Source organism: Streptomyces sp. NPDC015220 (genome assembly GCF_043079345.1).
Lineage (GTDB): Bacteria > Actinomycetota > Actinomycetes > Streptomycetales > Streptomycetaceae > Streptomyces.
Map to the genome: position 1 here is coordinate 44,642 of NZ_JBIBUK010000033.1, position 26,917 is coordinate 71,558.

Consider the following 26,917-nt stretch of genomic DNA (forward strand, 5'->3'; position numbering starts at 1 on the left):
CCGCCCCTCCTCAGATCCGCTTCCTGCGCCGCACGGCACCGAGCCGCATGGCGCACGCGATCGCCAGGAGGATCCAGGCCACCGCGCAGTACGCCCAGGCCGTCATCCCGCGTACGGCGCCGACCGAACTCGCCACCGCCCACAGGGCGAGGACGACGCACAGAGCGGTCCACGCGATGTCAGAGATCCGGACACGCAACTGCGCACGCTGCCGGGTTCCGGGGTGCAGTGCGCCGATCGGGGGTTCCCCGGTCCTCTCCCGCGGTTCCACAAGCCGTCACTCCTCTCAGCCGTACTGGACTTCCCGGCTACCCGCGCCCTCAGGACGCATGCGGCAAGTGAATCCAGCCAGACGGAAGTTGACGGTCCAGGTCTCCGCGCGGAAGCGCGGAAAACGACGCCGGGGGTTTCACGGACTCGCGTCCGTCAAGCATCTCAGCGACGTCCTGCCGGGCGGCGTCCGGTGCGGGCCCGCTCCGCGCGGCCCCGTACCGGCTGGTGATCTCGCCGATGGTGGGCGCGGGCAGCGGCGACACCGTGTTCCCATGCCGCCGCGCATACCGGGTCCGGCAGCACCGCGCGGACAGCGGCCCACGGGACCCACCGGCTTGCCGTGCCCGCAGACGGTGCGGCCGTCCCTTCTGCGGAGGTCACTGACGAGCCCGCGGTCAGCCACTGTTCGCCGGGCGGACAGATACGCGCCGTTGAGTGGAAGCAGGCGCCCCGGATAGCGTGCGCCGCACCATCCGCGACGCATGGGGGTCACACATGTCCGCACCGACGCGACGCACGGTTCTCGGCGCGGTCGGCGCCCTCGGGCTCGGCACGGCCCTGAGCGGCCTGGACGTTCCCGCCGCACACTCCGGCACACGCTTCGACACGGCTCAGGCCCTGGCTGCGCTCGACAGGCAACTCCCGCGCCATGCTGACCAGTTCAGGCTCGAACTGATGACCGCGAGCGACGGCGCGGACCGTTTCAGGGTGTTCGGAACACGGGGTCGCATCGAGGTGCGCGGGACCACCCCGGCGGTCCTGCTCACCGGGGTCCACTGGTACCTGAAGTACGTGGCCGGAGCACACATCTCCTGGAACGGCAGCCAACTGGACCTGCCTCGCACACTGCCCGCACCGGCCCGCGTCCTGGAGCGGTCGACGGCGCTGCCCCACCGGTTCGCGCTCAACGACACCCACGACGGCTACACGGCGCCGTTCGCGGACTGGGCGCACTGGGAGCGCCTGATCGACGTGCTCGCGCTGCACGGCTGCAACGAGGTGCTGATCACACCGGGCACCGAGGCCGTCTACCACCGCGTGCTGCGGGACTTCGGGTACAGCGAAGCCGAGGCCCGCGCCTGGCTCCCCGCCCCCACACACCAGCCGTGGTGGCTGCTGCAGAACCTGTACGGCTACGGCGGCCCGCTCTCTCCCGAACTGATCGCCCGGCGCGCCGAGTTGGGCCGCCGGATCGTCGACCGGCTGCGCGCGCTCGGGATGAGACCCGTCCTGCCGGGCTACTACGGCCACGTCCCCAAGGGATTCGTGGAACGCAACGGCGGCGACGCGCACGTCGTACCGCAAGGCACCTGGTCGGGCGGCTTCGAACGGCCCGACTGGCTCGATCCGCGTACCACGTCGTTCGCGCGGGTCGCCGAGTCGTTCTACAAGCACCAGCGGGACCTGTTCGGCGAGATCGACGCCTTCAAGATGGATCTGCTGCACGAGGGCGGCACCGCCGGCGACGTGCCGATCGACGGCGCCGCGCGCGGCGTGGAGGCGGCCCTGCGGAAGAACCGGCCGGGAGCCCTCTGGGTCATCCTCGGCTGGCAGACGAACCCGCTGCCCGCGCTGCTCGACGCCGTCGACAGGAAGAAGATGCTGATCGTCGACGGCGTCTCCGACCGCTACTCGTCGGTGACCGACCGGGAGAAGGACTGGGGCGGCACCCCGTACGCGATCGGCACCATCCCCAACTTCGGCGGGCGCACCACGATCGGTGCCCGCGCGCACATCTGGAACGAGAAGTTCTTCGCCTGGCGCGACAAGCCGCACAGCGCGCTCGTCGGCACCGCCTACCTGCCGGAGGCCACGCACCGCGACCCGGCCGCCTTCGAGCTGTGGTCCGAACTGGCCTGGACCGCGGAGAAGGTGGACCGCGCCGACTGGTTCGCCGGGTACGCCGACTTCCGTTACGGGCGTCGCGACCACGGCGCCCGCGACGCCTGGCGGGCGCTGTACGAGACGGCGTACCAGCACTCCGCGGTCGAGCACTCCGACCCGCACGACTCGCTGTTCGCCGCGCGCCCCGACCTCACCACCGACCGCGCCAACTACTGGGGGCCGCGCGCCCTCACCTTCGACCCGGGCCGTTTCGACGCCGCGCTGGCCGGACTCCTCGATGTGGCCGAGGACCTGAGGCGCAGCACCGCGTACCGCCACGACCTGGTCGACGTGGCCCGGCAGGCCCTCGCGAACCGCAGCCGCCAGTTGCTGCCCGAACTGCGGGCCGCGTACGACGCCGCGGACCGGGCCGCCTTCAAGGAGCTCGCCACGCTGTGGCTGACGCTGATGCGGCTGTCGGACGAGGTGACCGGCACCGACCCGGACTTCCTGCTGGGCCCGTGGATCCAGGACGCCCGGGCCATGGGCACGGGCGACGCCGAGCGCGCCGAGTTCGAGCGCTGCGCCAAGGTCCTGATCACGACCTGGGGCGACCGGTCCGTCGCCGACGCGGGCAATCTGCACGAGTACGCCAACCGCGAGTGGCAGGGCCTGATGGGCGACTTCTACCTGCCGCGCTGGCAGAAGTGGCTGGACCGGTTGCAGGACGCGCTCGCGTCGGGGCGCGAGCCGGAGGCCGTCGACTGGTTCGCGATCGAGGAGCCGTGGACGCGGCAGCGCAAGGACTACCCGCTGCGACCGTACGGCGACGCCTGGCGGACGGCCTCACGGGTACGGGACGTGCTCGCCCGGGCCCCCTACCAGGGCACCGTCACGGTGACGGCCGAGCCGTCCGCGTTCCCGCCGGGCGGGCACGCGCGCCTGACCGCCGCCTTCCGCAACGTCAACGGGCTGCGCGCGACCGGCCGTGTCGACTTCACGCTCCAGGGCGTCGACGCGGCGCCGGAGCACGGCACGTCCCTGCCGAGCGTGCCGGCGGCCGGCCAGGGCGTGGTCTCCTGGCAGACGAGTGCACCGGCCGCGCCGCTCGACGAGCCGCTGCGCCCGCTGCCGTACACGATCGACGTGCGGTACGGGCCGCGGGGCGGGAAACGGGTCACGCACCGGCACCGGGGCACGCTCTTCGAGGCGGGTCCGCTGGCCGAGGGCTGGCAAACGTACAGCAACAACGCCGCTGTCTTCGGACAGTTGGCGGACCGGTTCGCGATCGACGGCGGCGGCGCCGACCTGTGGAAGGCGACGACGGAGTTCGGCGCCGCGTACCGCGAGGGCGCCTTCCGGGACGGTTCGTCGGTGCTGCTGCGGGTGGACGCCCAGGCGGTGACGGGTGCGTGGGCGCGGGCCGGGATCATGGTCCGCGACTCGCTGGCCGCGCCGGGGTCGACGGGCTTCCTGAACCTGTCGGTGACCCCTGCGAACGGGGTGGTGCTCTCTTACGACGCCACCGGTGACGGCACCCTGGACACCTACCGGCGGATCACCGGGATCAAGGCGCCGGTGCTGCTGCGGTTGAGCCGGTCCGGCGGTGCGTACACCGGCGCGTGCTCCACGGACGGCGGGATCACGTGGCGCACCGTCGCGACCGTGTCGGTGCCCGGCGCCGCGGCGGTCCAGGACGTGGGCCTGTTCATGACGGCGACGAACGGCGGGAACGGGGCGCGCGGGACCGTCGGGTTCAGCGGCTGGGCACTCACGTAGGCGGCCGCCTCGGACCGTTGCCGTCCGGGGAGCGGTGGGCCCGCCTCTCCACATGGCTTCTTTCGGAACACGGCACCGGGCGGCGGCAGCCGTCGGGCGAGCTCCATAATGGCGTCGTGATCAACAGGCGTCTGCGCGTGGTACTGGCCGAGGACTCCGTCGTTCTCCGGGACGGCATGGTCGAGCTGCTCGGCGCCCGCGACTGCGAGGTGGTGGCCACCGCCGGGACGGCGCCCGAACTGCTCGCCGCGGTGGCCGAGCACCGGCCGCAGGTGGCCGTGGTGGACATCCGGATGCCGCCCACGCACACCGATGAGGGCATTCGCGCCGCCGTGGAGATCCGGGCGAGGACACCCGAGGTCGGCATCCTGGTCTTCTCCCAGCACGTCGAGACCGCCTGGGCCTCCCGGCTGCTTGCGGGCGGCGCGGCGGGCGTCGGGTACCTGCTGAAGGAACGCGTGGCCCGCACCTCCGAGTTCGTGGACGCGCTGCACCGCGTCGCAGGCGGGGGCACGGCACTGGATCCGGAGATCGTCACGCAGCTGATGCGAGGTGGCCGGCACAGCGGTCTGGACACCCTGACGCCGCGCGAGCGCGAGGTGCTGGAGCTGGTGGCACAGGGGCACTCCAACCGTTCCATCGCCGCGCTGCTGGTGGTCTCGGAGCGGGCGGTGGAGAAGCACGTCGCCGCCGTCTTCACCAAGTTCGGTCTGCGGGCGACGGACGCCGACAACCGGCGGGTGAAGGCCGTCCTCACCTTTCTGAGGGAAAGCGGCGGGTGACGTCCCGTCACAGGTGCGTCGGCAGCTCGGCGGTGACCGCGGTGGGCCCGCCGGGCGGGCTGTCGACGCGCAGGACGCCGTCCACCGCCGCGAGCCGCTCGGCGAGACCGGTCAGGCCGGTGCCGGTGCCCGGTGCCGCGCCGCCGCGGCCGTCGTCGCGCACGATCAGGCGGACCCGGCCACCGGCCGCGCTGGCCTCCAGCTCGGCCGAGTCGGCGCCGCTGTGCTTGGCGACGTTGGTGAGCAGCTCGGCTGCGCAGAAGTAGACGGCCCGTTCGACCACCGGGTCCAGGCGTTGTGGCAGGTCCAGACGGACGGTGACCGGCAGCGGCGCGGTGGCGGTCAGTCCCGGCAACGCCTCGCCGAGGCCGGCGTCCAGTGCCACCGGGTGGATGCCCCGGGTGAGCCGTCGCAGCTCGGTGATGGTGTCGTCGGTCTGGTCGCGGGCGCGGTCCACCAGGCTGCGCAGCCGTGCGAGGTCCGGACCGGCGGCGGGAGCCAGCGCGTCCTCGGCCAGCGACAGGGTGACGGCCAGGGCGACCAGCCGGGCCTGGGTGCCGTCGTGCAGGTCGCGTTCCAGACGGCGGAGGTGGTCGGTGCTCTGCGCCAGCAAGGTGGCGCGGGCGGTCTCCAGCTCCCGGACGCGCCGCTGGGCGCGGACCGGGCCGAGCAGCAGCCGGACGAGCCGCCGATTCGCTCCGCTCAGCGCCCGGACCGCGCCGGGCACCGCGGAAAGGACGATCAGGCCGAGCGTAACGGATGCGGCGTCCAGCCAGCCGGCCGGACGCGGGCCCGGTCCCACCAGGCGGACCCAGAGCGGAAACCCGATCAGCCAGCCGCAGCCGAGTGGAAGCAGTACGGCGGCGGCGAACCCGAGCACGCCGAGCGGCAACCGCAGCACCAGATAGAGCAGGGCCCGCCAGGCGACCGGGTCGGTCAGCACGGCACGGACGCGGGCGACCGCTCCCGCCGGGCGGGGCGGCCGGGCCGGCGCCTCGACGCGCTCACCGAGCAAGCGGCCGGCCAGCCGGCGGTGCAGCGCGCCGAGTCCCCGTGCTCCCAGCAGCGCGGCGGCCACGAACGGCAGTCCGAGCACGGTGAGCGAGAGCAGCGTCCCCGCGTACAGGACGGCGAGCGCGTAGGCGCCGCCGAGCAGTGCCGGCGGCAGCCCGACAACGGCGAAGGCCCATTCGCCGCCCCGGACGGAGAGGTACCGCCGCCGCTCAGCCATGTCCGGCCCTGGACGCCTCGGCCGCTCCGAGGCGAGTGACGGCGCCGAGCCGGCGGGCGGCGCGCCCGGCACGGGTGGAGGGCCGGCGCGGTCGGTCCGTCCGTTCCCGGGCCGCGTCCGCGGCAGCCGCCCCGTCGCCGTGCTCAGTCACGGCCACCGCCGACCAGCTCCGCCGCCGGGCCGCGGACCGCCCACAGGCCCGTGATGACGATGCCAGGGACGGTGAGCGCCGCCGCGCCCGCGACGATCCACCCGCAGGCGGCCACCGGGACGGACGGCACCGGCGTTCCGCTGACCGCCGTGCTGAACGCCGCCGACGCTGCGCCCGTGACCGCCGCGCCGAGCAGGACCCCCACCGCCGCGGTCAGCACGGCCTCCGCGGCCAGCATGCGCAGCAGCCGCGGCCGGGTCGCACCGACCAGCCGCAGCAGCGCGAACTCGCGGCGCCGGCCGGCGGTCACGGCGACCGAGGTGTTGACGGTGGAGACCGCAGCGAAGCAGACCAGCAGCGCCAACTCGGCCTGGCGCAGCCAGACGTCGGTGGCGGCGCCGGCGGCGTCGGTCGTCGCGCTCGTGGCCCGCCCGGCGGTACTCGTCATGATCAGCATGGTGCCCGACAGTCCCACGAGGAGCGCAACCGGCGTGACCGCGGACGACAGCCGCCGCGCGTACCCGCGCAGGTTGGCGTCGGCCAGCCAGCCCGCGCCGGGTGCCAGAGCACGTACCGGTGCGCCCAACGCGGCCGCCAGGACGCGCGCGGCGAGCGGCCCCGCCAGGGCGACCGCGACCAGCAGCACCAGCGAACCGAGCAGCGCCGCCTGCCCGGCCTCGTCCGGCTGTTCGGCCGGCCGCGTCGCGGCCAGTCGCAGCAGCAGGCCGCCGCCCACCAGGGTGCCGATTCCGGCGAGCAGGCGCGGTGCGCCCGTCCGTCCCTGTTCGGTCGAGCTCGCGGTGAGGGCGGCCGCGGGCGCGATCCGGGAGATCCGCCGGGCCGCGACGGCCGTGGCCGCCAGGCCGACGGCGAGCACGGCGACCAGCGCGACCAGCATCGGCACCACTGTCCCCGGCACCCGTACACCGGGCGCCGCCATTCCCCGTCGCTGCAACTCCGTGAGGAGGAGGCGGGCCGCCACCGCGCCCGCGCCCCAGCCCGGCGCGGTCACCAGCAACGTGGTCGCGACGACCTGGCCGCGCACCAGCCGTCGCGCCTGGCGGGGCGTCGCGGCGATGGTGCGCAGCAACGCCAGCTCCCGGTGCTGCTGACGGAGAGCGAAGCCCAGCGCGTTGACCACGACGAGGAACGCGACCAGTACGGCGATCTCACCGAACGCACCGGCGATCACCATCAGTCCGGGCCCGGCGGCCGCTTTCCGGGCGGCCGCCGGGGCGGTGACATCGGCGGCGAACAGCGAGCCGAACAGCGTCAGGGTGGCGACGGTGAGGAAGAGCGCGACCGCCAGGCCGACGAAGGCCGCCGGACGCCGGCGCATCTGCCCGAGGGCGATCGAGGACATCGCGTTCACCCGCCCAACCGGGCGAGGGCTTCGCCGACCCGGGCGGCGGTGGGCCGGACGAGTTCGTCCACCACGACACCGTCGGCGAGCAGCAGCACCCGGTCCGCGTACCCGGCGGCGACCGGGTCGTGGGTCACCATCGCGCAGGTCTGCCCCTCGCGGTCCACACCGTCGCGCAGCAGGGCCAGGATCTCGTGGCCGGTGGCCCGGTCGAGCGCACCGGTCGGCTCGTCGGCGAACAGCACCTGGGGGCGGGAGACCAGCACCCGGGCGATCGCCACCCGCTGCTGCTGCCCGCCGGAGAGCTGCCCGGGCCGGTGCCGTTCCCGCCCGGCCAGTCCCACCCGGGCCAGTGCGTCCAGCACCCGCTCCCGGTCGGGCCGCTCGCCTGCCAGTCGGCCGGGGAGTTCGACGTTCTGCGCGACCGTCATCGCCGGCATCAGGTTGAACGCCTGGAAGACGAATCCGACCCGGCTTCGCCGCAGTTCCGCCAGCCGCCGCTCGGGCAGCCGGGACACCTCGGTGTCACCCCACCAGACCGATCCCCGGGTGGGCCGGTCCATCCCCGCCAGGCAGTGCAGCAAGGTGGTCTTGCCGGAGCCCGACGGTCCCATCACCGCCGTGAACGTCCCGGGTGCGAGGGCCACCGACACTCCGCGCAACGCCCGCACCGCGGCGGTACCGCGTCCGTAGTCGCGGTGCAGGTCCTCCGCGCGGGCGGTGGTTGCCGTTCTGATGTCCGTGGTCGTCTGGGCCATGCCCTCATCCTCGGCGGGCGGGGCACGGCGGTCGATCGTGCCCGCCCCCGGATCCAGGGTTCGGAAAACCTCACCCCGGTCGCCGGCACGGGCCGTCGACCGGCGCGCCGCCCCTTCGGGGCCGGCTACCCGTGGCGGACCGGAACGGCCGGACCGGCCGGACGGTTCCGGGCGGCTCGCGCAGGCGGAACCGCCCGGGCCTTCAGCGTCGTGGCCGCGGCGGCGCGGCACGCCGCCGTACGCGCGGTCGACCGGGCACGTCCGAGCACCGGCGCGTCGGCGCTCAGTCCACGTCCACGTCGTCGAAAAGCGCGTGCATCGCACCGAGCACGCGCAGGCAGGCGTCGATGTCGGCGATGGTCAGGTCGCCGTCGACCTGACGCAGCAGCGCGCGCTCACGGGCCCGTACCGCACCGATCGCGGCGCGGCCCTCGTCGGTGAGCCCGATGAGCGCCGACCGGCGGTGTGCCGGGTTGGCGAGGCTCTCCACCAGCCCGTGCCGGGCGGCGTCGTTCACCATGCGCTGCACGAACTGCCGGCTGATCGCCTGGGCCCGTCCCATCTGCGGCACCGTCATCGGCCCCCCGGTGCGCAGGAGATCGAGTACCGCGCGCACCCCGACCGACAGGCCCTCGGCCGGCGCCTGCCGCTCCACCTTGCGGTGGACCCGCCGGTAGAGGGGCCCGACCAGGTCGAAGACCTCCGCAAGACGCTCGGCCATCTCGTCCGGGCAGGGCGCGGAGAGGGCGGGGGTGCGTTCGTCCGTCATGGCGCCATCATGACACCTTGGTTGCCAAACCACGGGGCAGATGACACCTTGGTTGTCATGATTGACGCTCTCACCTCCTTACCGATCCGTTCGCTGCCGACCGCCGACGGCCGTCTCGCCTACCGTGAGACCGGGTCCGGGCCGTCCTTGGTGTTCCTGCACGGCGGCTTCGTCGACCACCGCATGTGGCAGGAGCAGCTCCCGGCCTTCGCCCCGAGCCACCGGGTCATCGCGTTCGACGCCCGTGGACACGGGGGCTCGGACAACGCCACCGGTCCCTTCCGGCCCGTCGACGACCTCGCCGCGCTGCTGCGGGCACTGGACGCGGCACCGGCCGTCCTGGTCGGGGTGTCGATGGGCGGCGCCACCGCCGTCGACTGCGCGCTGGAGCACCCCGAACTGGTGCGCGCGGTCGTCGTCAGCGGTGTCGGCACCAGCGAGCCCGTCTTCGAGGGCCCGTGGGAGCTGGACGTCTTCGCCGCCCAGGGGCAGGCGCTGGCCGCGGGCGACGCGGCCGCCTGGGTCGACGCGTTCCAACGGTTCACCGCCGGCCCGCACCGCGACCTGGCCGAGGTCGATCCCGGTGTCGTGCGCCGAGTGCGGGAGATGGCACTCGGTACGCTCGGCAAGCACGCGCCCGGTGAGCCGGACCACCGAGTGCCGGTCACGGCCACCTGGGAGCGCGCGGCCGGCATCGCCGTCCCGGTGTGCGCCATCAACGGCGCCCTGGACTCCCCGGACCACCTGGCCATGGCCCACCGCCTGACCGGGCTCGTCCGCGACGGGCGCACCGTCACCGTGCCGGACACCGCGCACTACCCGAACATGGAGGACCCGGCACGCTTCAACGCCAGACTGACCTCGTTCCTGGAGACGGTATGAGCAAGGCCCTCCTCGTGATGGACGTCCAACGGGCCATCGTGGACATCGCCGACGACGGCTCGGCATACGTGCCACGCCTTCGCAGGGCGATCGACGGAGCCCGGGCGGCCGGCATCCCCGTGATCTACGTGGTCATCGCGTTGCGCCCCGGCTTCCCTGAGGTCGGCCCGCACAACAGGGCTCTCACCGCCATCGCGCGGGCCGGGCTCTACGTCGAGGGCGACCCGGGCACCGAGATCCACCCCGAGGTCGCGCCCCGGCCGGGCGAGGTGGTGGTCACCAAGAGACGGGCGAGCGCGTTCTCGGGCAGCGACCTCGAGATGGTGCTGAGGACCCGCGGCATCGACAGCCTCGTGCTCACCGGCATCGCCACCAGCGCCGTGGTGCTGTACACCCTGTGTCAGGCCAACGACCTCGACTTCGGCCTGACCGTCCTCTCCGACGCCTGCCTGGACCTCGACCCGGAGGTGCACCGGGTGCTCACGGAGAAGCTGTTCCCGCAGTGGGCGGATGTCCTCACCGTCGACGACTGGCTCGGTGCGATCGCGCCCCGATAGCGCCGGACGAGGTGGCCGGGCCCGCGCACCGTGAGAACCACCGTGCGGGCCGCCGCCGGGCGGAGGCGACTCGGGACTCACATGAAGTTGCGGGTGTGCAGTGCCGAGAGGGCCGCTGCCTCGTCGTCGGGAAAGCCCAGCCGGGACAGCCGGTGACGTCGTCCCTCGTCCATGTCGGCCCGCAGCCGCCGCACCGCGCGCCAGCCGCGTTCGATCGCCTCCGGTTCCCAGGAGCCCGCCGCGAGCAGCACCAGGGCGTCGAACACGTCCGCGTTCAGGCCCGCGGTGTGCGTCAACGCCTCGTGACGGCGTTCCACGGCGGCCCGCAGCCGGCCGCGCAGCCGGGGATCGACGGTGCCGCGGTGTTCGAGATGGCCCAGGCCGAACGCGACGTGCCGCGCCTCGTCCTGGCGCACGAGCCGGCTGATGCGGCGCGTCACCGGGTCCGGTGCGTGACGCTCGAGGAAGGAGAGGAGGTTGAGGAAGCTGCCCTCGCCGAGCACGGACAGCAGGAAGGACGCGATGGAGAAGTCCGGCTCGGTCAGCAGGGTCGCCAGGGAGGCCCGGCCCCCCACCGACGAGGTGCCCATCCGGCCTCCTTTGAGCAGCGCCCTCCGGGTGAAGACCTCCACGTGCCGGGCTTCGTCGGCGGCCTGTACGGCGAGCAGTTGCAGCACCTCCCGGAAGTGCGGATGCACCTGGGCCAGCAGTCGCCCGGGCACCACCAGGGCGGCCTGCTCGTTCTCCACGAGGTAGGTCATCACCTGCGTCACGGCCGTCTCGACGTCATCGGGCAGAGCGAAGGGAGTGTCCCAGGGGATCGCGGACTGCGGATCCCACTGGGCGGCGGTCGCCTGGCGGTAGAGCCGTGACGCCTGGTCCGTCCAGGCCATGTCCCGGTCGGCCACGGCGAAGTGCACCTCGGGTCCGCCGGCCTCGACGAGCGCGCCCCGCGCGGCCAGGCCCCAGTGCGCCGGGGCCCGGTCGACCACCCCGCCCGGTCCGGGGTCACCGGCACGTTCGGCACCGTTCCAGCGGGCCCCGGCGGCGGTGCCCCGGCGCACATGCGCGCGCAGTGGGGTGGTCTCGGCGGGCGCGGGTGTCACCGTGTGTCCTTCGCGACGGCACCAGACGGCCAGATGGGGCAGGAGCGCCGGGTGAGTGCCCGACACGGCGACCTGCCCGCCGGGCGCCACGTGGCCGAGCGCCCGGCGCAGCAGCAGGTGTGCCCCTTGCTCGAAGCCGAGTCCGGCGAGGTCGAGCGGCAGGGCGGCGCCGGAGCGCGGGTCGCTCGCCGTCACGGCCGGTAGCCGGTGGCCGTGATCCGGCCGTCCGGGTCGTAGAAGCCCGTCGCGTCGACCGCGGCCTCGAGCTGTGCGAAGCCGCTCTCCCGTGCGGGCACCCAGCGGGTGAGCCCTTCCAGGTCGAGCAGGTGGCGCACGTCCGGGTCGGCGTAGGACATCGAGAGCAGCAGTGCGGTCAGGTGTTCGGCCGGTTCGGTGGCGAGCGAGGGTCCGGCGGCGAGCACACAGTGGTCGTAGGGGGCCGTGCGGGTCAGCACCCGCGTGCCGTCCGGGGGCAGGGTCCCGTCCTGGGCGAAGGCGAGGTGGTTGGCGTCGATCATGCAGGCTGCCGCCGCCCGGCCGGCCAGCAGGGCATGGGCCGCGTCCCGCTCGCCGCCGATGTGGTCCCCGTGCAGTCCCACGCCGGTGTCGTGACGTTCGACTCGCAGGCCGGTGTCCGTGTCGACGCCCAGCCCCCGGAGGTGGTGCAGCGGGATCAGGGTGGCCTGCGGCGAGTCGACCGCGCCCACCGCGACGGTCTCGCCCTTGAGGTCGGCGACAGTGGCGATGGGTGCGTCGGTCCTGACCACCACGACCGACGTGAGGTCCCGGTCGGTGTCGCGCATGACGAGCGGCCGGATGCCGACGCCCGCCGCCGAGGCCAGCCGGCGGGTGCGCAGCCAGGCCAGCGGCGAATGCCAGGCCGCGTCGATCCGGCCGCCCACCAGATCCTCGGCCTGCCGCTCGTAGTGGGCGTACAGCACGAAGTCGAACGGGAGTCGCTGCCGCGACAGCCAGGCGCGGAAGCCGGACCAGATGGTCACCACCTTGGGGTCGTAGGCGACGGCCCCCAGCACCAGCGGAGTCATCGGGCCTCCTCGAACAGCGGCAGGTCCAGTCCGGCGCGTCCGCAGAAGTCGTACAGCGCCTCGGTGGTCGGTGCCATCACGCGCGCCGCCAGTGCGTCCCGGAAGCGGCGTTCCATCCCCAGGTCGCGGCGGTAGGCGCTGCCGCCGCACAGGCGCATGGCGCCGTCCGCCACTTCGGCGGCGGTCTCGGCCGCCAGCGCCTTGACCTGGAGCACCCGCAGGGTCGCGTCGGGGCGGGCGGTGTCGAGGGCGGCGAGGGTGTCGTCGAGGAAGGCCCGGGCGGCGTCGGCGCGCAGCCGCATGAGGGCGTACTCACGGCGGGCGACCGGCTGCTCCGCCAGGCTCTGCCGCAGATGTTCCAGGCGCGTGGTGCGCAGGTGGCCCGCGGCAAGGGCGAGGAGCGCCTCGGTCACCCCCATGCAGAATGCGGCGCTCAGTACGAGGAAGCGGGGCAGCACCAGGTCCAGGGCGGTGGCCAGGCCCTCGCCGTCGGCGCCCAGCCGGGCCGTCTCCGCAACGCGTACGTCCTTGGCGCCGACGGGACTGGAGGCATTGCCCCGCAGCCCGAATCCGTCGAAGTCGCCCTGTACGTCCAGGCCCGCACTGTCGCTCGGTACCAGCCACAGCGTCATGGGGCCCGCGGCCCTGAGCGGCCGGCTCGACCACACGTAGCTGTCGGCCTCGCCGGCCGAGGTGACCCAGGACTTGCGGGCGTTCAGCCGCACGTCGTCGGTGCCGTCCTGGGCAGCGGTGCCGACGGGCGCCCAGAAGTGGCTGCGTGAGCCCTTCTCCGAGAAGGCGAGGGTGCTCAAGTGCCGTCCGTCGGCGACCGCGCGGCGCACGTGTGCCGGGCCGTGTGCCTCGATGACGGACACGGCCGCGTAGTGCATGAGGAGCACCATGGCGGTCGAGCCGCAGACGCCGGCCAGCCGCTCGACCACCGCGGCGGCCTGTCGCAGATCCGCGCCGGCTCCCCCGTGCTCCGTTGCGCTGAGCAGACCGAGCCCTCCCGCGGCGGCCAGGGCTCGGACGCCGTCCCGGGGGAACCTGCCCTCCCGGTCGACGTCCTGGGCGAGTGGTTCGACGACGTCGCGGATCACGGCGTCCAGGCGTTCGGGAGTGCCCGGCGCCGGCACGTCGTGAGCGGGGTGCGGCATGATGGCCCCTCAGGATCGGTATGAAAGCCACTTACGGGACTACTCAACCACTGCGTCCGCTGGATTCCCTTCAAGCGCACCGGGCCGGACCCGGAACCGACGGCGACGTGAGGTGAGGACGGGGTGAGCCGGGTGGCGGTCGCTCGACGTCGTTGCCGTGGTCGTCGGCCGGCGCCCCCGGTCCGGCCGACAGGGGGACCTGACCGCCCGCTCCTGCCCCGTCCCGGGCAGCCTGCCGCCCGGAGTGCCTAGGCTGCCACCGACACGGAAGGGCGGTGCCATGGATGCCGACTCCTGGACCAGGGCCGCGATCGAGGAACACTGGCGGGCCTCGGAACGCGGGAACACCGAAGCCGAGCACGCCGTCTACGCCACGGACGCGATCCTGGACTACCCACAGTCGGGGGAACGGTTCCGCGGCCGCGCGGCGATCACGGCGCAACGCGGCGGGCACCCCGCCGACCGGCACTTCACCGTCCAGCGGATCACCGGCCGCGCGGATCTGTGGGTGAGCGAATGCGTCATCACCTACGACGGTGTGCCTTCGTACTCGGTGAGCATCATGGAATTCGCCGGCCGGCACGTGGTGCACGAGACGCAGTACTTCGCCGACCCCTTCGGCGCCCCGGCCTGGCGGGCCGCGCTCGCGGAGCCGATGCCGGGCCGGACCATCACCGGAGCCCAGTGAGATCACCCGCGGCACGCCGGAGGGCCTGTTCCCTCTCACCTCCCGTGTGCGGCGGGCACTTCACCGGACCGCGCCCGATCTGCCACGGTCGACCGCCGGCGCCGTGCCCCGTGGGGCGGTCGGTTCGGAGCACATCGGAGCGCCGCCGGACATGGACCGGGCGCCGTCCGCCACGAGAAACCTTCGCGGGATCGGGCCGTCAGCCTTCGCCCGCGTCGGTCAGGGCCTCGGCGATCAGGCGGGTGGCGAAGTCCCGGTCGTCGGCGAGGCGGTTGATGTGCTCCGCGAGCAGGAAGGCGGTGGCCTCCAGGGGGGTCATCTCCTCCTTGGTCCAGTATCCGTACTGCCCGCGCCACAGGCTGGGGCTCAGATCGGTTCCCGCGGCGACGACCAGGCCGGTCATGGTGGGGATGACCTCGGGCGGGAAGCTCTTGGGCATCATGCGCATCGTGGCCACCAGGCTCGGCACCACATACTCGAGGACGTCCTTGCCGTGGCTTTCGTAGGCCATCCCCAGCCACTTCATGAACATGTAGATGAGCGTGCAGGCGCCGTCCAGTACGTCGTCGAACCCCTCTGCGTCCATGGACGCGGCGAACTGGTCGGTCAGGGCTTGTTGTTCGGCTCCCCTCTCGGTCCTGCCGTCGTACACGGCCTTGAGATGGGAGTCGATCATCATGAGCACCGCGCCGACATCGCCGGCGGAAGCGTGCTCGGGGGCACAGGGCGACGACACAGAGTTCCTCCTCGTGCGACCACCGCGGGCGGCGTCCGGTCACGGGAGCACTATGCCGTGTGCGGAGGATCTTCCGCGGCTGATCTCCGATGTCGGGCGGCCCGGGCGCCGTCCGGGCTACAATCCGCCGACGAACCCTCGGGGCCGTCGCGATTGCCGGGCGCGGCCACCGCCTGCGGGGTCGAACCGAGCCGTGCGGCCTGCCCCGCCCACGCGGGCCGGGGAGATGCGGCACCGCACGACCCACGCCCGCGGCACGGAACGCCGCCGCCCGGCCCCTCCTTCCGGCACGGGTGAACCGAATCCCCGTTCCGGCTAGGGCTTGCGGGCCAGACCGGCGGCGATGAGACGCTCCCAGACGGTGAGTTCCTGTTCGCCGCCGCCGATCCGAGGGTCGTCGACCGCCTCGGGACGCCACAGGGACGCTGGGACGATCCCCGGGGCCAGGAGTTCCAGGCCGTCCAGCAAGGATTCGATCTCCGCGTCGGTGCGCCACCTGCCACGGCCGAACGTCTGCTGGAGGACCCTCTCGGCCTCCGCCGTCTCCGGGTTGTCGCCGGAACGGAAGTGGCTGACGAAGAAGTAGCTGCCCGAGGGAACGTGGTCGCGCCAGTACCGGACGATTCCGGCGGGATCCTCCTCGTCGTTGACGTGGTGCAGGATGGCGCTGAAGACGACGGCGACGGGGCGGGTGGGGTCGATCAGTTCCAGGGTGTCCGGATGGGTGAGGATGCCCTCGGGGTTTCGTACATCGACCGGGACGACCCGCGTCCGGTCGTTCTCCTCCAACAACGCACGTCCGTGGACCAGCACTTGGGGATCGATGTCCACGTACACGACCCGGGACTCCGGAGCGTGCCGTTGTGCGACCTGATGGACGTTGTCGGTGGTCGGGAGGCCGCTGCCCAGGTCGATGAACTGCCGTATGCCGGTGGTCGTCACGATCTCCCCGACGGCCCGGATCAGGGCCGCGCGGTTGGCGAAGGCGATCGCCACCGAACCGGGCAGGTCCCGCTTGAACACGTCGCCGATCTCCCGGTCGACGGCGTAGTTGTCCTTGCCGCCGAGCAGGTAGTCGTAGACGCGGGCGATGCTGGGCCTGCTGGGGTCGATGGAGGAGCGGTGATCCGTCATGACGACAATCCTCCCCACGTCGCCGCCGGCCGGCCACCGCTTCGGGCTTCTTGGCACCTCCGCCGCCCTCCATGTCCAGGACCGCGGACGGTGCCGGCCGGGCCCGGTTCGTCGGGGAAGGCTCGCGGCCCGCGAGATGGGTCAGAGCGCGGCCGCCGGGTAGCGCACGAAGAGAATGCCGTGCACGTCGCCGTGCGGGGCGCCGTACAGGTGCGCGGTGTCGGCCGGCCAGCACACCGACATGCCCGGCCCGACGCTGCTCGGCGCGTCCAGGACTCCCACGACGGCCGTGCCACTGAGGATCATCAGACTCTCCGTCGTGCCCGCGACGTGCGGCGCCGACTCCTGCGTGGCGCCGGCGGCGATGGTGATCCGGAAGACGTCGGTGACCGCGTCGCCGTCCTCGTGCCGCTCGATCAGGACGGCTGTGACCGCGCTGCCGGAGACGGCGGCCTCCCGCCGCTCGTCAGGCGGTGCGGGGTCGTCGCTGAGTACCGCGCTGAGCGGCCGGTTGAGCGCCGTGGTCAGTGCGTAGAGGGTCTCCAGCGTGGGGTTGCGCGTACCGCTCTCCAGCTCCGAGAGCGTGCCCTTGCCCACACCGGAGCGCCGCGCCAGTTCCGAGAGCGACCAACCCCGAGCCGTGCGCAGCTCCCGGAGCCTGCGCCCCACTTCGTCGTTCAGCCCCATCGCCGGATCGCGCTCCCGCTCTTCGTTGCCGTGGTTGACGGGTCTCGGCCCTCCTCTCTAGTGTTCCACAAACAGAACGTTCTGTTTATGGAACATCCTGCCGATCCCGCCGGCATCCCCCCGGACCGCCTCCTCGGAAGTTGCCCCGTATGTCCTCCTTCACCGACCGCATACGCGCGGCTGCCCCGCCTTCGGCCGTGGCCGCCGGTCTGATCGCCGTCACCGTGGGCGTCACCAGTTCGGCCGCGCTCGTGTTCACCGCGGCGAAGGCCGCGGGCGCGGACGACCGGGAGATCGGATCGTGGATGCTCGCGCTGGGCGTCGGGCTCGCCGCCACCTGCGTCGGCCTCTCCCTCCGGCATCGCGCTCCCGTCGTCACCGCGTGGTCGACGCCCGGCGCCGCCCTGCTCGCGACCAGTCTCACCGGCGTGCCGATGGGCCAGGCCGTCGGCGCTTTCGTCTTCTCGGCACTGCTCGTCCTCGTCACCGGTGTGACCGGATGGTTCGCCCGCGCCATGGACCGCATCCCCGTGCCGCTGACCGCGGCCCTGCTCGCCGGGGTGCTGCTGCGGTTCGGCACCGGCCTGTTCAGCACCATGCAGGAGGACTTCGCCGTCGCCTTCCCGGTGTTCGCGCTCTATCTCGTGGCGCGCCGGTCGGCACCGCGCTACGCGGTGCTGGTCGCCCTCGCCGGCGGTGTCCTCGCCACGGTCCTCACCGGCGGATGGCGGCTGGACAAGCTGCACGTCTCACTCGCCGCGCCGGTCTTCGTCGCGCCGGACTTCGACTGGAAGGTCCTCGTCAGCGTCGGCGTGCCGCTGTTCGTGGTCACCATGGCCTCGCAGAACCTGCCCGGAGTCGCCGTGCTCCGCAACTCGGGTTATGACGTTCCCGTGTCGCCGCTGATGACGTGGACCGGGGCGGTGAACGCGCTGCTCGCCCCGTTCGGCGCGTTCGGGCTGAACCTCGCCGCCATCACCGCCGCGATCTGCACCGGCGAGGAGGCGCATCCGGTGCGGGACAAGCGTTACGTCGCCGCCGTGTGGGCCGGCGTCTTCTATCTCTGCGTCGGCGTGTTCGGGGCCACGGTCGCATCGCTGCTCACCGCCATGCCGCACGCCCTCGTGCTCGCCGTGGCGGGCGTCGGTCTGCTGGCCACGATCGAGAACTCCCTGACCACGGCTCTGTCCGACAGGACGTCGCGGGAGGCGGCGGTCGTCACGTTCCTCGCCACCGCGTCCGGCGTCACCCTCCTGGGCATCGGCTCCGCCTTCTGGGGACTGCTCGCGGGCGCTCTCACCAGCGTCGTCGTCAACGCCGGACGACGCGGCGGGCCGACGCCCGCGCCCTCGACGCCCGCACCGGCACAGGACCGCCCGGCGGACGCCCCCTCCTCGATCCCGGCCGGTGAACGGCCCTCGGCGTAGCGCCGCGGCGGGCCCCGACCAGGGAACCCGCCCGAGCGGAGCCGGCGTCGCCGGCGCGCCGGGGACGTGTGCTCACGACGGCCGCTTCCAGTCGCCGTGGCAGCCGCAAGCCCCGCGCGAGACCGTCCGAAACCTTCTCGAGTCCAACGTCACCCCATCGGCCGTGCGGCGCCACCCACGCGGATTCCTCCTGTTGGCCGACAGGGCGACCCACCCGCGAAGGTATGCGCGGGGGGAACGAATTCACTCAGAAGGAGAGGCGTATGCGTGCAGCTCATCGACAAGGCCGCCGTAGGATCCTGCCGGCCGTAGTGGCGGCGGCAGCCGCCGGCACCGTCCTCACCGTCTACTCCGCCGCACCCGGCGCCGCGTCCTTCGCCCAGCCCGCCGTCATCACGGACGGCGGCACCGCCGGCGGCGGCACGTCCCGCGGCGACGTCCCCTGCGGGACGCCGCCCGTCACACTCGACAGCACCACACAGCGCTTCCTCGACAAGCTCGCCGCCCAGGACGGCAAACCCCTGTTCGAGCAGACCCCCGCACAGGCCCGCGAGGTCCTCGACAAGCTCCAGGCCGGACCCGTGCCCGAACTGCCCGCGGACATCACCGAGAAGACCATCAAGGGCGGCCCCACCGGCCAGGTCTCCCTCCGGATCGTCCGCCCGGCCGGAGTCAAGGGCACCCTCCCCGGTCTCGTCTACATCCACGGTGGCGGCTGGGTGCTCGGCAACGAGAAGACGCACGACCGGCTGGTACGCCAGCTCGCCCACGGAGCCCGCGCAGCGGTCGTCTTCGTCAACTACACCCCCTCCCCCGAGGCCCGTTTCCCGGTGGCCATCGAACAGGCCTACGCCGCCTCGAAGTGGGTGGCCGAACACGGGAAGGAGATCGGCGTCGACGGCAGGCGCCTGGCCGTCGCCGGCGACTCCGTCGGCGGTGACATGACCGCCGCGGTGACCATGATGGCCAAGCAGCGCGGCGGGCCGGTGTTCCGCAAGCAGGTCCTGCTCTACCCCGTCACCGACGCGAACTTCGACACCGCCTCCTACCGGCGTTTCGCGGAGAACTGCTGGCTCACCCGCGCGAACATGAAGTGGTTCTGGGACGCCTACGCCCCCGACGCCGCCGATCGAGAGCAGCCGCTGGCCTCGCCCAACAAGGCCACCACCGAGCAGTTGCGCGGCCTGCCCCCGGCCCTCGTCGTCACCGACTCCGACGTCCTGCGCGACGGAGCCAAGACCTACATCGGCAAGCTCCGTGCCGCCGGCGTAGACGTGGAGCACCTCGACTACCCGCACATCGTGCACGACTTCATGATGCTCGACGCCCTGCGCGACACCCCGTCCGCCAAGGACGCGGTCGCCCGCACCAGCGAGGTCCTGCGCCAGGCCCTGCGCGGCTGACGGGCCGCCCGCGCAGTCCGCGACGCCGTCCGATGCCGGTGTCGGCGCCCCCGGGAGCACCGCGTCGCAGCGGATGGCCTCGGGGGCCCGGCCCCGGCCGGTTCGCCCTGGGAGTCGGCGGGCGCCGCGGTCAGTCGCGCAGTTCGAGCGTCCAGTCTCCGAGCGACCTGACGTGCAGGAGTGAGCTCGATATGCGGTACGGGCCCGAAGACGCGGTGATCTTTCGGTAGGGGAACAGGTTCTCGTCCAGTTCGAAGACATGGATCACGCCGCTCGACCCGGCGATCACCAGCTCCCGCTCGGGCCCGTCGTGCCGTACGACGCCGTACCAGCCGCCATGGGTCCGCGCGCCGAGCACCGGCGCCGCGCTGAGTGGTTCCGGCTCCAGCCGCCACTTCGTGCCCTGGACGGCCTTGACGACCACGAAGCAGGAGCCGCCCGGATCGACCCACACCGGGCCGAGTACGGGGCGGCGGCGACGGTTGGTGTCCGCGATGTTCGTCCACTTGCCGTACGGGTGGTTCAGGGAGAGCGCGACCAGCCTCTCGTCCTTGCCGAGCGACGTCCGTCGTACGGTCATCAGTGTGGGAGGTCCCTGGTAGCGCAGGACCGCGGACCCCTTGCCCTCGACCGGGCCCGTGAGCAGCGGGGCCTCCTCCTCGGGCAGCAGGCGCAGCGTCCACTCACCCGTGTGCCGGACGCGTACGGTCTGCTCGGCCTGGCCCGCCCTGAAGGCCACGGACACGCCACGCGTCCCGCACTCCCCGCCGGTGAGCCACTCGCTCTCGTCACCGTACTCGTCGACGTTCTTCACCTCGAGGCGGTAGTCGGCCTCGGCGCGCGGGAAGTCGTACCGGACCAGCGCCGGACGCCCCGGCCACGGGTTGACCAGCGTGATCGTCTTCTCGCCCCGGCCCTCGTAGACGCTGGTCGGCCGGCCCTTGAACAGGGCACGGAGCCCGGTCCCGCCCTTCCCGTCCGGGGCCGGGGTGCGCGGGGCCTCGCCGGTCTCCTGATCCGTGGACGGCGTGTGGACGGGCAGCGGTCTGGCGGTGAGTCCCCAGTCGCCCTCGGCGTTCTCGACGACCAGCAGGAGCGGGCCGTCGGGCACCGGGACGGTCTGCGCCAGCCGGCCGGTCTCGTTGACGAGCATGTCGTGCCGGTCGAGGTCGTCGAGGTGGGCGGCCTCGTGGCAGTTCATCAGGAACCACTGGCCGCGGTCCGCACCGCCGTCGAACCGGACCGTCACGTCGGCCGCGGCTCCGGTGTACGCGACGACGTCGGCGCCGCGCCCGGTGAGTTCCCGCGTGCCGAGCCGGCGGGCCGACGACAGGGGGAGCACCGTGATCGTCCAGGCTCCCGGATAGTCGACGTTGAGCCGCAGCGGGCGGCCCTGCGGGGGCTGCACCAGCGCGCGGCCGTGGAAGTCGGGCAACTCCGTGTTGAAGACGATGTCGTCCTTCTTGTTGCGGCGGTCGAGGGTCTCCACCAAGAGGTAGTCGTCGCCCTCGATCCTGGCCTCCACGATCACCGGGCCGGGTGGCAGCGGTGCCTCCACGGCGACCACGCCATTGCCGAAGCCGCTCTGGACGTGGGGCACGAAGTCGGTGCCGATGGGGAGACGGTCGGGGACCATGGCGGCAGCGGGGGCCACGGGTGCCGGCGCGGGGTGCGCGGGCGGGCCCGGGACGGCCTGCGGCACCGGGCCGGCCGAGGACGGCGGCAGCCCCGCGGTCTTGGACACGGCCGTGTTCGGCACCGGCGCCGCAGCGGGCGGCACCGCCGGCGCGACCGGCTCGGACCCGGACCGTCCGTCCTGGACCGCGATCCCGAAGTCGGTCGCCAGTCCCGCGAGCCCCGAGTCGTACCCCTGCCCCACCGCGCGGAACTTCCACAACCCGTTGCGCCGGTAGAACTCCCCCAGCACGAACGCCGTCTCGCTCGTGGCGTCGGTCACCGTGTAGTGCGCCACCACGGCGCCCTCGGCCGTCAGCACCTGTACGTACAGCCCGGGCACCTGCCCGAACACCCCGCCGTCGCAGGAGCCCGCGATCAGCACCCGCTGCATCCCGGGCTCTACGCGGGGCAGGTCCACTTCCAGCCACTCGGCGAGCATCCCACCGCCCTGGCCCGCCCCCGTGTGCCGGACGGCCCCGGAGGGGTGTGCGGGCTGGTTGTAGAACACGAGGTCGGCATCGCCTCGGACCTTGCCCCCGGCGTCGAGCAGCAGGGCCGAGGCGTCGACCAGCGGGGTCCCGGGGACACTCAGCCGGCAGACGGCGACCCGCAACGCACCTGCGGGAACAGGGACGTTGGCCCCTTTGGTGATGTTCGTCATGGGGCTCATGGTGACAGTGAAGGCGGCGTGAAGTCGACGGGTGGTCCGAGCCGGTGCGCTCCCTCGTGGGACCACCCGCACCCGGCCGGGTCCCACCGCCGGCGGGCCGCTCGCGGCCTGCCCCGGCACCGGACGTGGTAGGCACAGGCAACCGCGGGGCGTGGGTCGGCGGGCGACGACCGCTGGACACTTCCAGGGCGCGCGACGGGATCGCACGGGGCGCGAAAGGCTCCCGGCCGTCCCGCGTAAGGCGGGACGGCCGGGAGCCTCAGGTCCGCGGCGAGGAAAGCGAAGGGACTGGACGCTAGAAGTGTGGTGAGAAGGAAGCCCCTTCATGGCCTCGCCACGGCTACGTTAACAGTCAGGCCGGGATCAGGTCGCGCATATTTCCGGGAGTGACGATCCGCGACTGCGGGTGCAGTCCGTCGGGCCGCTCCAGACCGATGTAGGTGACGGGGCCCGCCGGGATCGTCTTGCCGTCCCACATGGTGGTGGTCGTCGCGCCGCCGGTCATCAGGTCGATGAGATGGCGGACCGTGAGCTGCTCGCGCTCGACGATGCCGCGCAGCAGCGTCGCGACCGTCACCCGGTTGCCCTCGACCCGGTTGGACGTCGGAGTCCCCTTGAGGTACAGATGCAGCCACTTGGCGCGCCACCGGCCGTCGGGCCCGCGCAGGAACGCCAGCGGCAGAGCGACCCGGCCCGGACCGCGCAGCTCGGACTTCATGCGTACCGTGCGCGGCTCGAACGAGCGGCCCTTCTGCTCGGCCTCACGCAGCATGAACCCGAAGAACGACTCCTCGACCTCCTCGAAGCCCTCCCCGCAGAAGATGTTGACCTGCGGGACGACACAGGCGCCCCGCACGGCGCCCAGCCGTAGGTTGATGAACTCCGAGGCCCCTTCGGGCGCGTCCGTGATGTCGCCGGAGTGCTCGCCCTCGGCGGCACGGAGGTTGGTGTACGACAGCCAGGAGACGGTCGCGTAGTCGGCGTCCAGCAGCAGCGCCGAGAGGTCGTAGTCGGTGGTGCGCTCGGTCTGCTTCCAGTACACGAAGAAGCGCAGCAGTTCCCCGTCGACCGGGGACACCGAGCCGCGCGGCAGCACACCGAGCCCGGACGCGGTCGCCCTGCCGCTGAGCGGCAGCGCCACGTCCAGGACGTCCGGGTCGATGAGCAGGTGGTCCGCCGCGGGCAGCCGGCGGCGCAGCTCCGCGTCCAGGGCGGCGACCAGCCGCTCGCGCTCGGGCGCGAGGACCGGCGGGCGGGTGTCTTCGGTGACCCAGGCCCGGCCCAGACGGTTGACGAACACCCGGCGTTCGCCGGTCTCCTTCGCACGGTTGTGCAGGTGCTGGCGCACCGACAGCACGACCCGGCCGGAGACATCGGGGGCTACCTGCTCGGCGGCGGCCACGACCGCGTCGCGCTCGTCCTGCGTGGGGGCGTCGCGCAGCAGCCGGTCCAGGGAGCGGAAGAGTCTGCCGGGCGCGGCCTTCAGCAGCCCGACCGCGCCGGTGACGTCGCCCATGGCGAGCAGTTCCTCCACTCGGCCGTCCAAGGTGCGCGCCGCCTTCTCGCCCCGGGCGACGGCGAACACGTCGGCCGCGTGCGGCCACTGCGGGTACTCGTGCGGATGCAGTCGCTCACCGAGCCGTTTCCACATCTCGCGGTGCGCGTGTACGTCGGCGAGCTTGGCCGGCGCCGCGGCGACGACCGTGTCAAGGCCCGCGAGCAGCGCCCGGCGCACCGCACGGGGCAGCGTCCGCAGCCGCGTCGGCTCCCGCAGGGTCACGTCACCGCCCGCGACCGCACAGGCCAGCCGGAGCACATCGGTGACCGTGTCCAGCAGCGGGCCGGCACCGGCCATGAGCCGGGCCAGGTTGATCACGGCCCGGCTCTCCCGCACCGGGATCTCCTCGGGCTGCGGTCCGTCCACGCAGTGACCGGCGAGGTCCCCGAGGTCCCGCAGGACGTCCTCGCTCAGGGGCGTGCTGCTGCCCGCCCACGTCAGGTAGAGGGCGGTGAGTTCCTCGTCCGGAGAACCCCCCAGGTGCAGGACCGTCATACGGTCCCCCGCCGCGGCGATCAGCTCGTCGTGGTGAGCGAGCATCTCGGCATACGTGTGCCGGTAGTCGCCGTACGACGGGAGGGTGAGCAGGTCCACCACACCGGAGCTCAGCTGCTCGAGGGCGCTCGGCCGAGTCCTGTCGTCGGCGAGGGCCTCGGCGATGCACCGCATCCAGAAGTCGACGGTGTGGGGCACGTCGGCCGGGAAGTCGGCGAAGTACACGTTGTGCCGGACATGGTCGCCGACCATCTCACGCACCGTGCCCAGCGTCCGAACCGCGGTGTCGACGACCGTGCCCTCGGACAGCCCGGACAGATGCTCGATCAGCTCCGCCGAGAGCTTGAAGCCCACCGACATCAGCGCGGCGTCGAACTGTCGTGCCGCGGCGGCGCCTTGCCCCGCAGGCCCCGCGGGGGAAGGGATGCGGTGAGCGTGCCGGACGACCAGAGGTTCGAGTCGGTGGACCATTCCGGCATGCTCCCAAGCCCGAGCAAGCGGTCGCATCCCGTTTTCCCGCCGACCGGCGAGCCGAGGACGTGGTCGTCCACGGTGCACACACCCGCGCCGCCGGGCCGGACATCTCTGACGGTCCCGCCACCCGGCCCGTCTCGACTCCGGCACTCCCCCGAGGACGCCGACCTCGGTGGTCGGCGGCGCGCTCGCACAGCCGGCTCGGCGACCGGCGACCGGCGACCGGCGACCGGCGACCGGCGACCGGCGACCGGCGACCGGCGACCGGCGACCGGCGACCGGCGACCGGCGACAACGTAGCCGAGCCGGTGTCATCGATTGGCGGTCCTCCACCCGTCATGGTGGAAACACCACCCGGTGACGCCGGGCTCCATCGCGGCGACCGCGCAGATCCCCGGCTGCCCAGCCGGGCCCCACAGCGCCGGAGGGTCTTCGGCGCCGATGACCGGACCGGTGAACGCGAGGGCCCAGCCAACGCACGCCCCGCGTGAAACCTATGACGTCCCGCATGTCAAGCATCGACTCGCCGACACTTCCCGGCGACCCCGGCCGCGAAGGGTGAGCGGCTGTCAGAAGATCACCTTTTAGGAGTAATAGTCATTCAATCCGGCAAGGGCTGCACGAATTTGACGTCGCCTCAGTTCGTCGCCGGTGGCGTTTGGGGCGCTGTGTGTCCCCCGATCGGCCCTGTGGCGCCGGTCCTCCCGATCCGCCCGATATGACAGCTATGGGAGGCGTCAGTACGTTCAATTACGCAACGGCTGTCACAGCCGGCTTCTCTCTGAGTCTGAGACAGGAGAACAAGAGACATGATCATGACCCGTTCCCACGCACTGACCGCGGCCGTCGCGGCCGCCGCGGCCCTGACCGCGACCGGCATCACCTACGCCACCGCCGCCCCGGCGCCGCAGACGGCCCCGGCCGTCGTCCAGCAGGCCCCCGTCCAGGCCCCCGCCCCCGCCCAGGCCCCCATGGGAGGCGACACCGGCGGCAACGCCGGCAAGGGCAACGAGGGCAAGGGCAACGAGGGCAACGAGCGCGGCGGCAACGAGCGCGGCGGCAACGAAGGCAACGAGCGCGGCGGCAAGAACTTCGAGGAGGGCTGGATCCACATCAACGAGCGGTCCTACTCCGCCCGCCCCGGAGGCTGCATCACCGTCGTCAGCGGCCTGGGCGCCAAGAGCCTGAACATCCGCAACGACAGCCGCCGCACCGTGGAGGTCTTCCGCGGCGCCACCTGCGACAACGGCGCCCCGATCGCCACCGTCGGCCCCCGCAGCTCCAGCGACGGCGTCCGGACCGGCCACGTCGAAGGCGGCGTCCACGTCAAGAACGGCGTCGTGGGCAGCTTCCGCGTCATCGAGCGCCACAAGGGCGGCGAGTACTGACCCGGCGCACCACCACGACACACGCCATACAACGGAGAACCCCGGCCCGCCGTAATCGGGCCGGGGCTCTCGTGCATGTGAACGCGATCCCGGGAGCACCGCGCCGGGACGCCCGGACCAGGGCACCCGGTCGCTCCGTCCGTGGCGAAGCGATCCGACGAAGGACAAGCGGGCCCGAACATCCCGCGCCCCGGCCGCCCCAGTCCTCTTCCGGGCCTCCCTGCCATGCGCACCGGGCGGCCTGTTCTTCGAACGCGTCCGACCCGCCGCTCACAGCATTCACCGGCTTCCGCCGGAAGCACTCACGGCCGCCCCTGGTCTCCGGTCCCAGCGGGCGGCCGTCGTTCCAGCCGGGGGATCAGAAGGAACACGCTCACCTTCAGCGGCGCTCCAGGAACGGGGCGAGTGCCGATGGCCAGACCGGCACTGGAGGCGACTCCAGGAGGGTATTCCCGCGTGACCACGCACGCTGGGGCACCACCATGGCGGTACCCAGCCGAATCCCGTCACCGCCCGCCCACGACCAACACGAGCACGCCGGGCGACACCGGTCACGCCGAGTACCCGACGCGACGGGCCGGTGAGGCCGCAGCGGTGTCCCGCTCCGGACGCCGTGCGATCGGAACGTGCCGCAGACCTGCCACCACTGTGCCCCGGCTGGTACCGGTCGCCGGACCGCGAGGGCCAATGCCGTACCGCGCAGCGACACACGTCGCAGTGCCACAGTCCCGCACGGATCCCTCACGTTGGCCGATACGCGCGTCATGTCAAGCAGCGACGCGCCGTGAGTCTCCGCCGGGACGCCCGCGCAAAGGGTGACCAGGCATCAGGAAATCACCTTGAAGGCCCAATGCCCAGTCAATTACTCATATAACCAGTTCATTTGACGTCGTATCAGTTCA

21 protein-coding genes are annotated in these 26,917 nt (G+C 72.8%); 8 read left to right on the plus strand and 13 right to left on the minus strand.

Annotated elements, in window-relative coordinates; all coding sequences use genetic code 11:
* Positions 1-10: 10 nt before the first annotated feature.
* The gene (locus ACF061_RS36420; RefSeq protein ID WP_392271298.1) at positions 11-271 is read right to left on the minus strand and encodes a hypothetical protein; all 261 of its coding nucleotides are present in this window, start codon (positions 269-271) and stop codon (positions 11-13) included.
* Between the two features lie 497 nt (positions 272-768).
* Between ACF061_RS36420 and ACF061_RS36425 the strand changes: the two genes are divergently transcribed.
* Positions 769-3,876, plus strand: a complete 3,108-nt coding sequence (locus ACF061_RS36425; protein ID WP_392271299.1) for an alpha-N-acetylglucosaminidase — start codon at positions 769-771, stop codon at positions 3,874-3,876.
* A 116-nt stretch (positions 3,877-3,992) separates the two neighbouring features.
* Positions 3,993-4,658 (plus strand): response regulator, encoded by a 666-nt coding sequence (locus ACF061_RS36430; protein WP_392271300.1) that lies wholly within the window; start codon positions 3,993-3,995, stop codon positions 4,656-4,658.
* A gap of 7 nt (positions 4,659-4,665) precedes the next feature.
* On the opposite strand, the gene ACF061_RS36435 is transcribed toward ACF061_RS36430, so the two are convergent.
* From ACF061_RS36435 to ACF061_RS36450, 4 genes are all read right to left on the minus strand, one after another.
* Positions 4,666-5,889, minus strand: a complete 1,224-nt coding sequence (locus ACF061_RS36435) for a sensor histidine kinase (protein WP_392271301.1) — start codon at positions 5,887-5,889, stop codon at positions 4,666-4,668.
* 143 nt (positions 5,890-6,032) lie between these two features.
* A complete protein-coding gene (locus ACF061_RS36440; RefSeq protein WP_392271302.1) occupies positions 6,033-7,403 on the minus strand; it encodes an FtsX-like permease family protein in 1,371 nt (456 codons plus the stop codon).
* 5 nt (positions 7,404-7,408) lie between these two features.
* Positions 7,409-8,161: an ABC transporter ATP-binding protein gene (locus ACF061_RS36445; RefSeq protein ID WP_392271303.1), complete on the minus strand. Its 753-nt coding sequence runs from the start codon at positions 8,159-8,161 to the stop codon at positions 7,409-7,411.
* 283 nt (positions 8,162-8,444) lie between these two features.
* On the minus strand, positions 8,445-8,930 hold the full coding sequence (locus ACF061_RS36450; protein WP_392271304.1) for a MarR family winged helix-turn-helix transcriptional regulator: 486 nt from the start codon (positions 8,928-8,930) through the stop codon (positions 8,445-8,447).
* Positions 8,931-8,987: 57 nt separating this feature from the next.
* Between ACF061_RS36450 and ACF061_RS36455 the strand changes: the two genes are divergently transcribed.
* Both ACF061_RS36455 and ACF061_RS36460 read left to right on the plus strand, forming a co-directional pair.
* A complete protein-coding gene (locus tag ACF061_RS36455) occupies positions 8,988-9,812 on the plus strand; it encodes an alpha/beta fold hydrolase (protein WP_392271305.1) in 825 nt (274 codons plus the stop codon).
* On the plus strand, positions 9,809-10,369 hold the full coding sequence (locus ACF061_RS36460) for a cysteine hydrolase family protein (RefSeq protein WP_392271306.1): 561 nt from the start codon (positions 9,809-9,811) through the stop codon (positions 10,367-10,369). The genes ACF061_RS36455 and ACF061_RS36460 overlap by 4 nt, the downstream gene beginning before the upstream one ends.
* A 77-nt stretch (positions 10,370-10,446) precedes the next feature.
* Here ACF061_RS36460 and ACF061_RS36465 read toward each other — a convergent pair whose 3' ends face one another.
* From ACF061_RS36465 to ACF061_RS36475, 3 genes are read right to left on the minus strand one after another with little or no spacing between them, the layout of a single operon-like run.
* Positions 10,447-11,670 carry a ferritin-like domain-containing protein gene (locus ACF061_RS36465; protein ID WP_392271307.1) on the minus strand — a complete coding sequence of 408 codons (1,224 nt, stop codon included), beginning with the start codon at positions 11,668-11,670 and terminating at the stop codon, positions 10,447-10,449.
* On the minus strand, positions 11,667-12,521 hold the full coding sequence (locus tag ACF061_RS36470; protein ID WP_392271308.1) for a phosphate/phosphite/phosphonate ABC transporter substrate-binding protein: 855 nt from the start codon (positions 12,519-12,521) through the stop codon (positions 11,667-11,669). Before ACF061_RS36470 ends, ACF061_RS36465 begins: the two co-directional genes overlap by 4 nt.
* On the minus strand, positions 12,518-13,678 hold the full coding sequence (locus ACF061_RS36475; RefSeq protein WP_392271309.1) for an acyl-CoA dehydrogenase family protein: 1,161 nt from the start codon (positions 13,676-13,678) through the stop codon (positions 12,518-12,520). The genes ACF061_RS36470 and ACF061_RS36475 overlap by 4 nt, the downstream gene beginning before the upstream one ends.
* Positions 13,679-13,958: 280 nt before the next feature.
* Here ACF061_RS36475 and ACF061_RS36480 point away from each other — a divergent pair, with 280 nt between their 5' ends.
* Entirely contained in the window at positions 13,959-14,366 is a 408-nt protein-coding gene (locus ACF061_RS36480) for a nuclear transport factor 2 family protein (RefSeq protein ID WP_392271310.1), read from the plus strand.
* A gap of 199 nt (positions 14,367-14,565) precedes the next feature.
* Here ACF061_RS36480 and ACF061_RS36485 read toward each other — a convergent pair whose 3' ends face one another.
* The 3 genes from ACF061_RS36485 to ACF061_RS36495 all read right to left on the minus strand — a co-directional run bounded on the left by ACF061_RS36485 (position 14,566) and on the right by ACF061_RS36495 (position 16,923).
* On the minus strand, positions 14,566-15,102 hold the full coding sequence (locus ACF061_RS36485; protein WP_392271311.1) for a hypothetical protein: 537 nt from the start codon (positions 15,100-15,102) through the stop codon (positions 14,566-14,568).
* Positions 15,103-15,417: 315 nt separating this feature from the next.
* Entirely contained in the window at positions 15,418-16,236 is an 819-nt protein-coding gene (locus tag ACF061_RS36490; RefSeq protein ID WP_392271312.1) for an SAM-dependent methyltransferase, read from the minus strand.
* 141 nt (positions 16,237-16,377) lie between these two features.
* Positions 16,378-16,923, minus strand: a complete 546-nt coding sequence (locus tag ACF061_RS36495; protein WP_392271313.1) for a helix-turn-helix domain-containing protein — start codon at positions 16,921-16,923, stop codon at positions 16,378-16,380.
* A 149-nt stretch (positions 16,924-17,072) separates the two neighbouring features.
* Here ACF061_RS36495 and ACF061_RS36500 point away from each other — a divergent pair, with 149 nt between their 5' ends.
* The gene (locus ACF061_RS36500) at positions 17,073-18,350 is read left to right on the plus strand and encodes a benzoate/H(+) symporter BenE family transporter (RefSeq protein WP_392271314.1); all 1,278 of its coding nucleotides are present in this window, start codon (positions 17,073-17,075) and stop codon (positions 18,348-18,350) included.
* A 263-nt stretch (positions 18,351-18,613) separates the two neighbouring features.
* Entirely contained in the window at positions 18,614-19,753 is a 1,140-nt protein-coding gene (locus ACF061_RS36505; protein ID WP_392271315.1) for an alpha/beta hydrolase, read from the plus strand.
* Between the two features lie 130 nt (positions 19,754-19,883).
* Here ACF061_RS36505 and ACF061_RS36510 read toward each other — a convergent pair whose 3' ends face one another.
* Both ACF061_RS36510 and ACF061_RS36515 read right to left on the minus strand, forming a co-directional pair.
* On the minus strand, positions 19,884-22,091 hold the full coding sequence (locus ACF061_RS36510) for a TerD family protein (RefSeq protein WP_392271316.1): 2,208 nt from the start codon (positions 22,089-22,091) through the stop codon (positions 19,884-19,886).
* A 361-nt stretch (positions 22,092-22,452) separates the two neighbouring features.
* The gene (locus ACF061_RS36515) at positions 22,453-24,624 is read right to left on the minus strand and encodes a hypothetical protein (protein WP_392271317.1); all 2,172 of its coding nucleotides are present in this window, start codon (positions 24,622-24,624) and stop codon (positions 22,453-22,455) included.
* A gap of 818 nt (positions 24,625-25,442) precedes the next feature.
* Here ACF061_RS36515 and ACF061_RS36520 point away from each other — a divergent pair.
* Positions 25,443-26,015, plus strand: a complete 573-nt coding sequence (locus tag ACF061_RS36520) for a hypothetical protein (RefSeq protein ID WP_392271318.1) — start codon at positions 25,443-25,445, stop codon at positions 26,013-26,015.
* Positions 26,016-26,917 lie beyond the last annotated feature (902 nt).

Coding starts and splice junctions, on each gene's coding strand:
- ACF061_RS36425 (WP_392271299.1), top strand. CDS start 769: ATGTCCGCACCGACGCGACGCACGGTTCTCGGCGCGGTCGGCGCCCTC.
- ACF061_RS36435 (WP_392271301.1), bottom strand. CDS start 5,889: ATGGCTGAGCGGCGGCGGTACCTCTCCGTCCGGGGCGGCGAATGGGCC.
- ACF061_RS36440 (WP_392271302.1), bottom strand. CDS start 7,403: ATGTCCTCGATCGCCCTCGGGCAGATGCGCCGGCGTCCGGCGGCCTTC.
- ACF061_RS36445 (WP_392271303.1), bottom strand. CDS start 8,161: ATGGCCCAGACGACCACGGACATCAGAACGGCAACCACCGCCCGCGCG.
- ACF061_RS36450 (WP_392271304.1), bottom strand. CDS start 8,930: ATGACGGACGAACGCACCCCCGCCCTCTCCGCGCCCTGCCCGGACGAG.
- ACF061_RS36455 (WP_392271305.1), top strand. CDS start 8,988: ATGATTGACGCTCTCACCTCCTTACCGATCCGTTCGCTGCCGACCGCC.
- ACF061_RS36460 (WP_392271306.1), top strand. CDS start 9,809: ATGAGCAAGGCCCTCCTCGTGATGGACGTCCAACGGGCCATCGTGGAC.
- ACF061_RS36470 (WP_392271308.1), bottom strand. CDS start 12,521: ATGACTCCGCTGGTGCTGGGGGCCGTCGCCTACGACCCCAAGGTGGTG.
- ACF061_RS36475 (WP_392271309.1), bottom strand. CDS start 13,678: ATGCCGCACCCCGCTCACGACGTGCCGGCGCCGGGCACTCCCGAACGC.
- ACF061_RS36480 (WP_392271310.1), top strand. CDS start 13,959: ATGGATGCCGACTCCTGGACCAGGGCCGCGATCGAGGAACACTGGCGG.
- ACF061_RS36490 (WP_392271312.1), bottom strand. CDS start 16,236: ATGACGGATCACCGCTCCTCCATCGACCCCAGCAGGCCCAGCATCGCC.
- ACF061_RS36495 (WP_392271313.1), bottom strand. CDS start 16,923: ATGGGGCTGAACGACGAAGTGGGGCGCAGGCTCCGGGAGCTGCGCACG.
- ACF061_RS36500 (WP_392271314.1), top strand. CDS start 17,073: ATGTCCTCCTTCACCGACCGCATACGCGCGGCTGCCCCGCCTTCGGCC.
- ACF061_RS36505 (WP_392271315.1), top strand. CDS start 18,614: ATGCGTGCAGCTCATCGACAAGGCCGCCGTAGGATCCTGCCGGCCGTA.
- ACF061_RS36510 (WP_392271316.1), bottom strand. CDS start 22,091: ATGACGAACATCACCAAAGGGGCCAACGTCCCTGTTCCCGCAGGTGCG.
- ACF061_RS36515 (WP_392271317.1), bottom strand. CDS start 24,624: ATGGTCCACCGACTCGAACCTCTGGTCGTCCGGCACGCTCACCGCATC.
- ACF061_RS36520 (WP_392271318.1), top strand. CDS start 25,443: ATGACCCGTTCCCACGCACTGACCGCGGCCGTCGCGGCCGCCGCGGCC.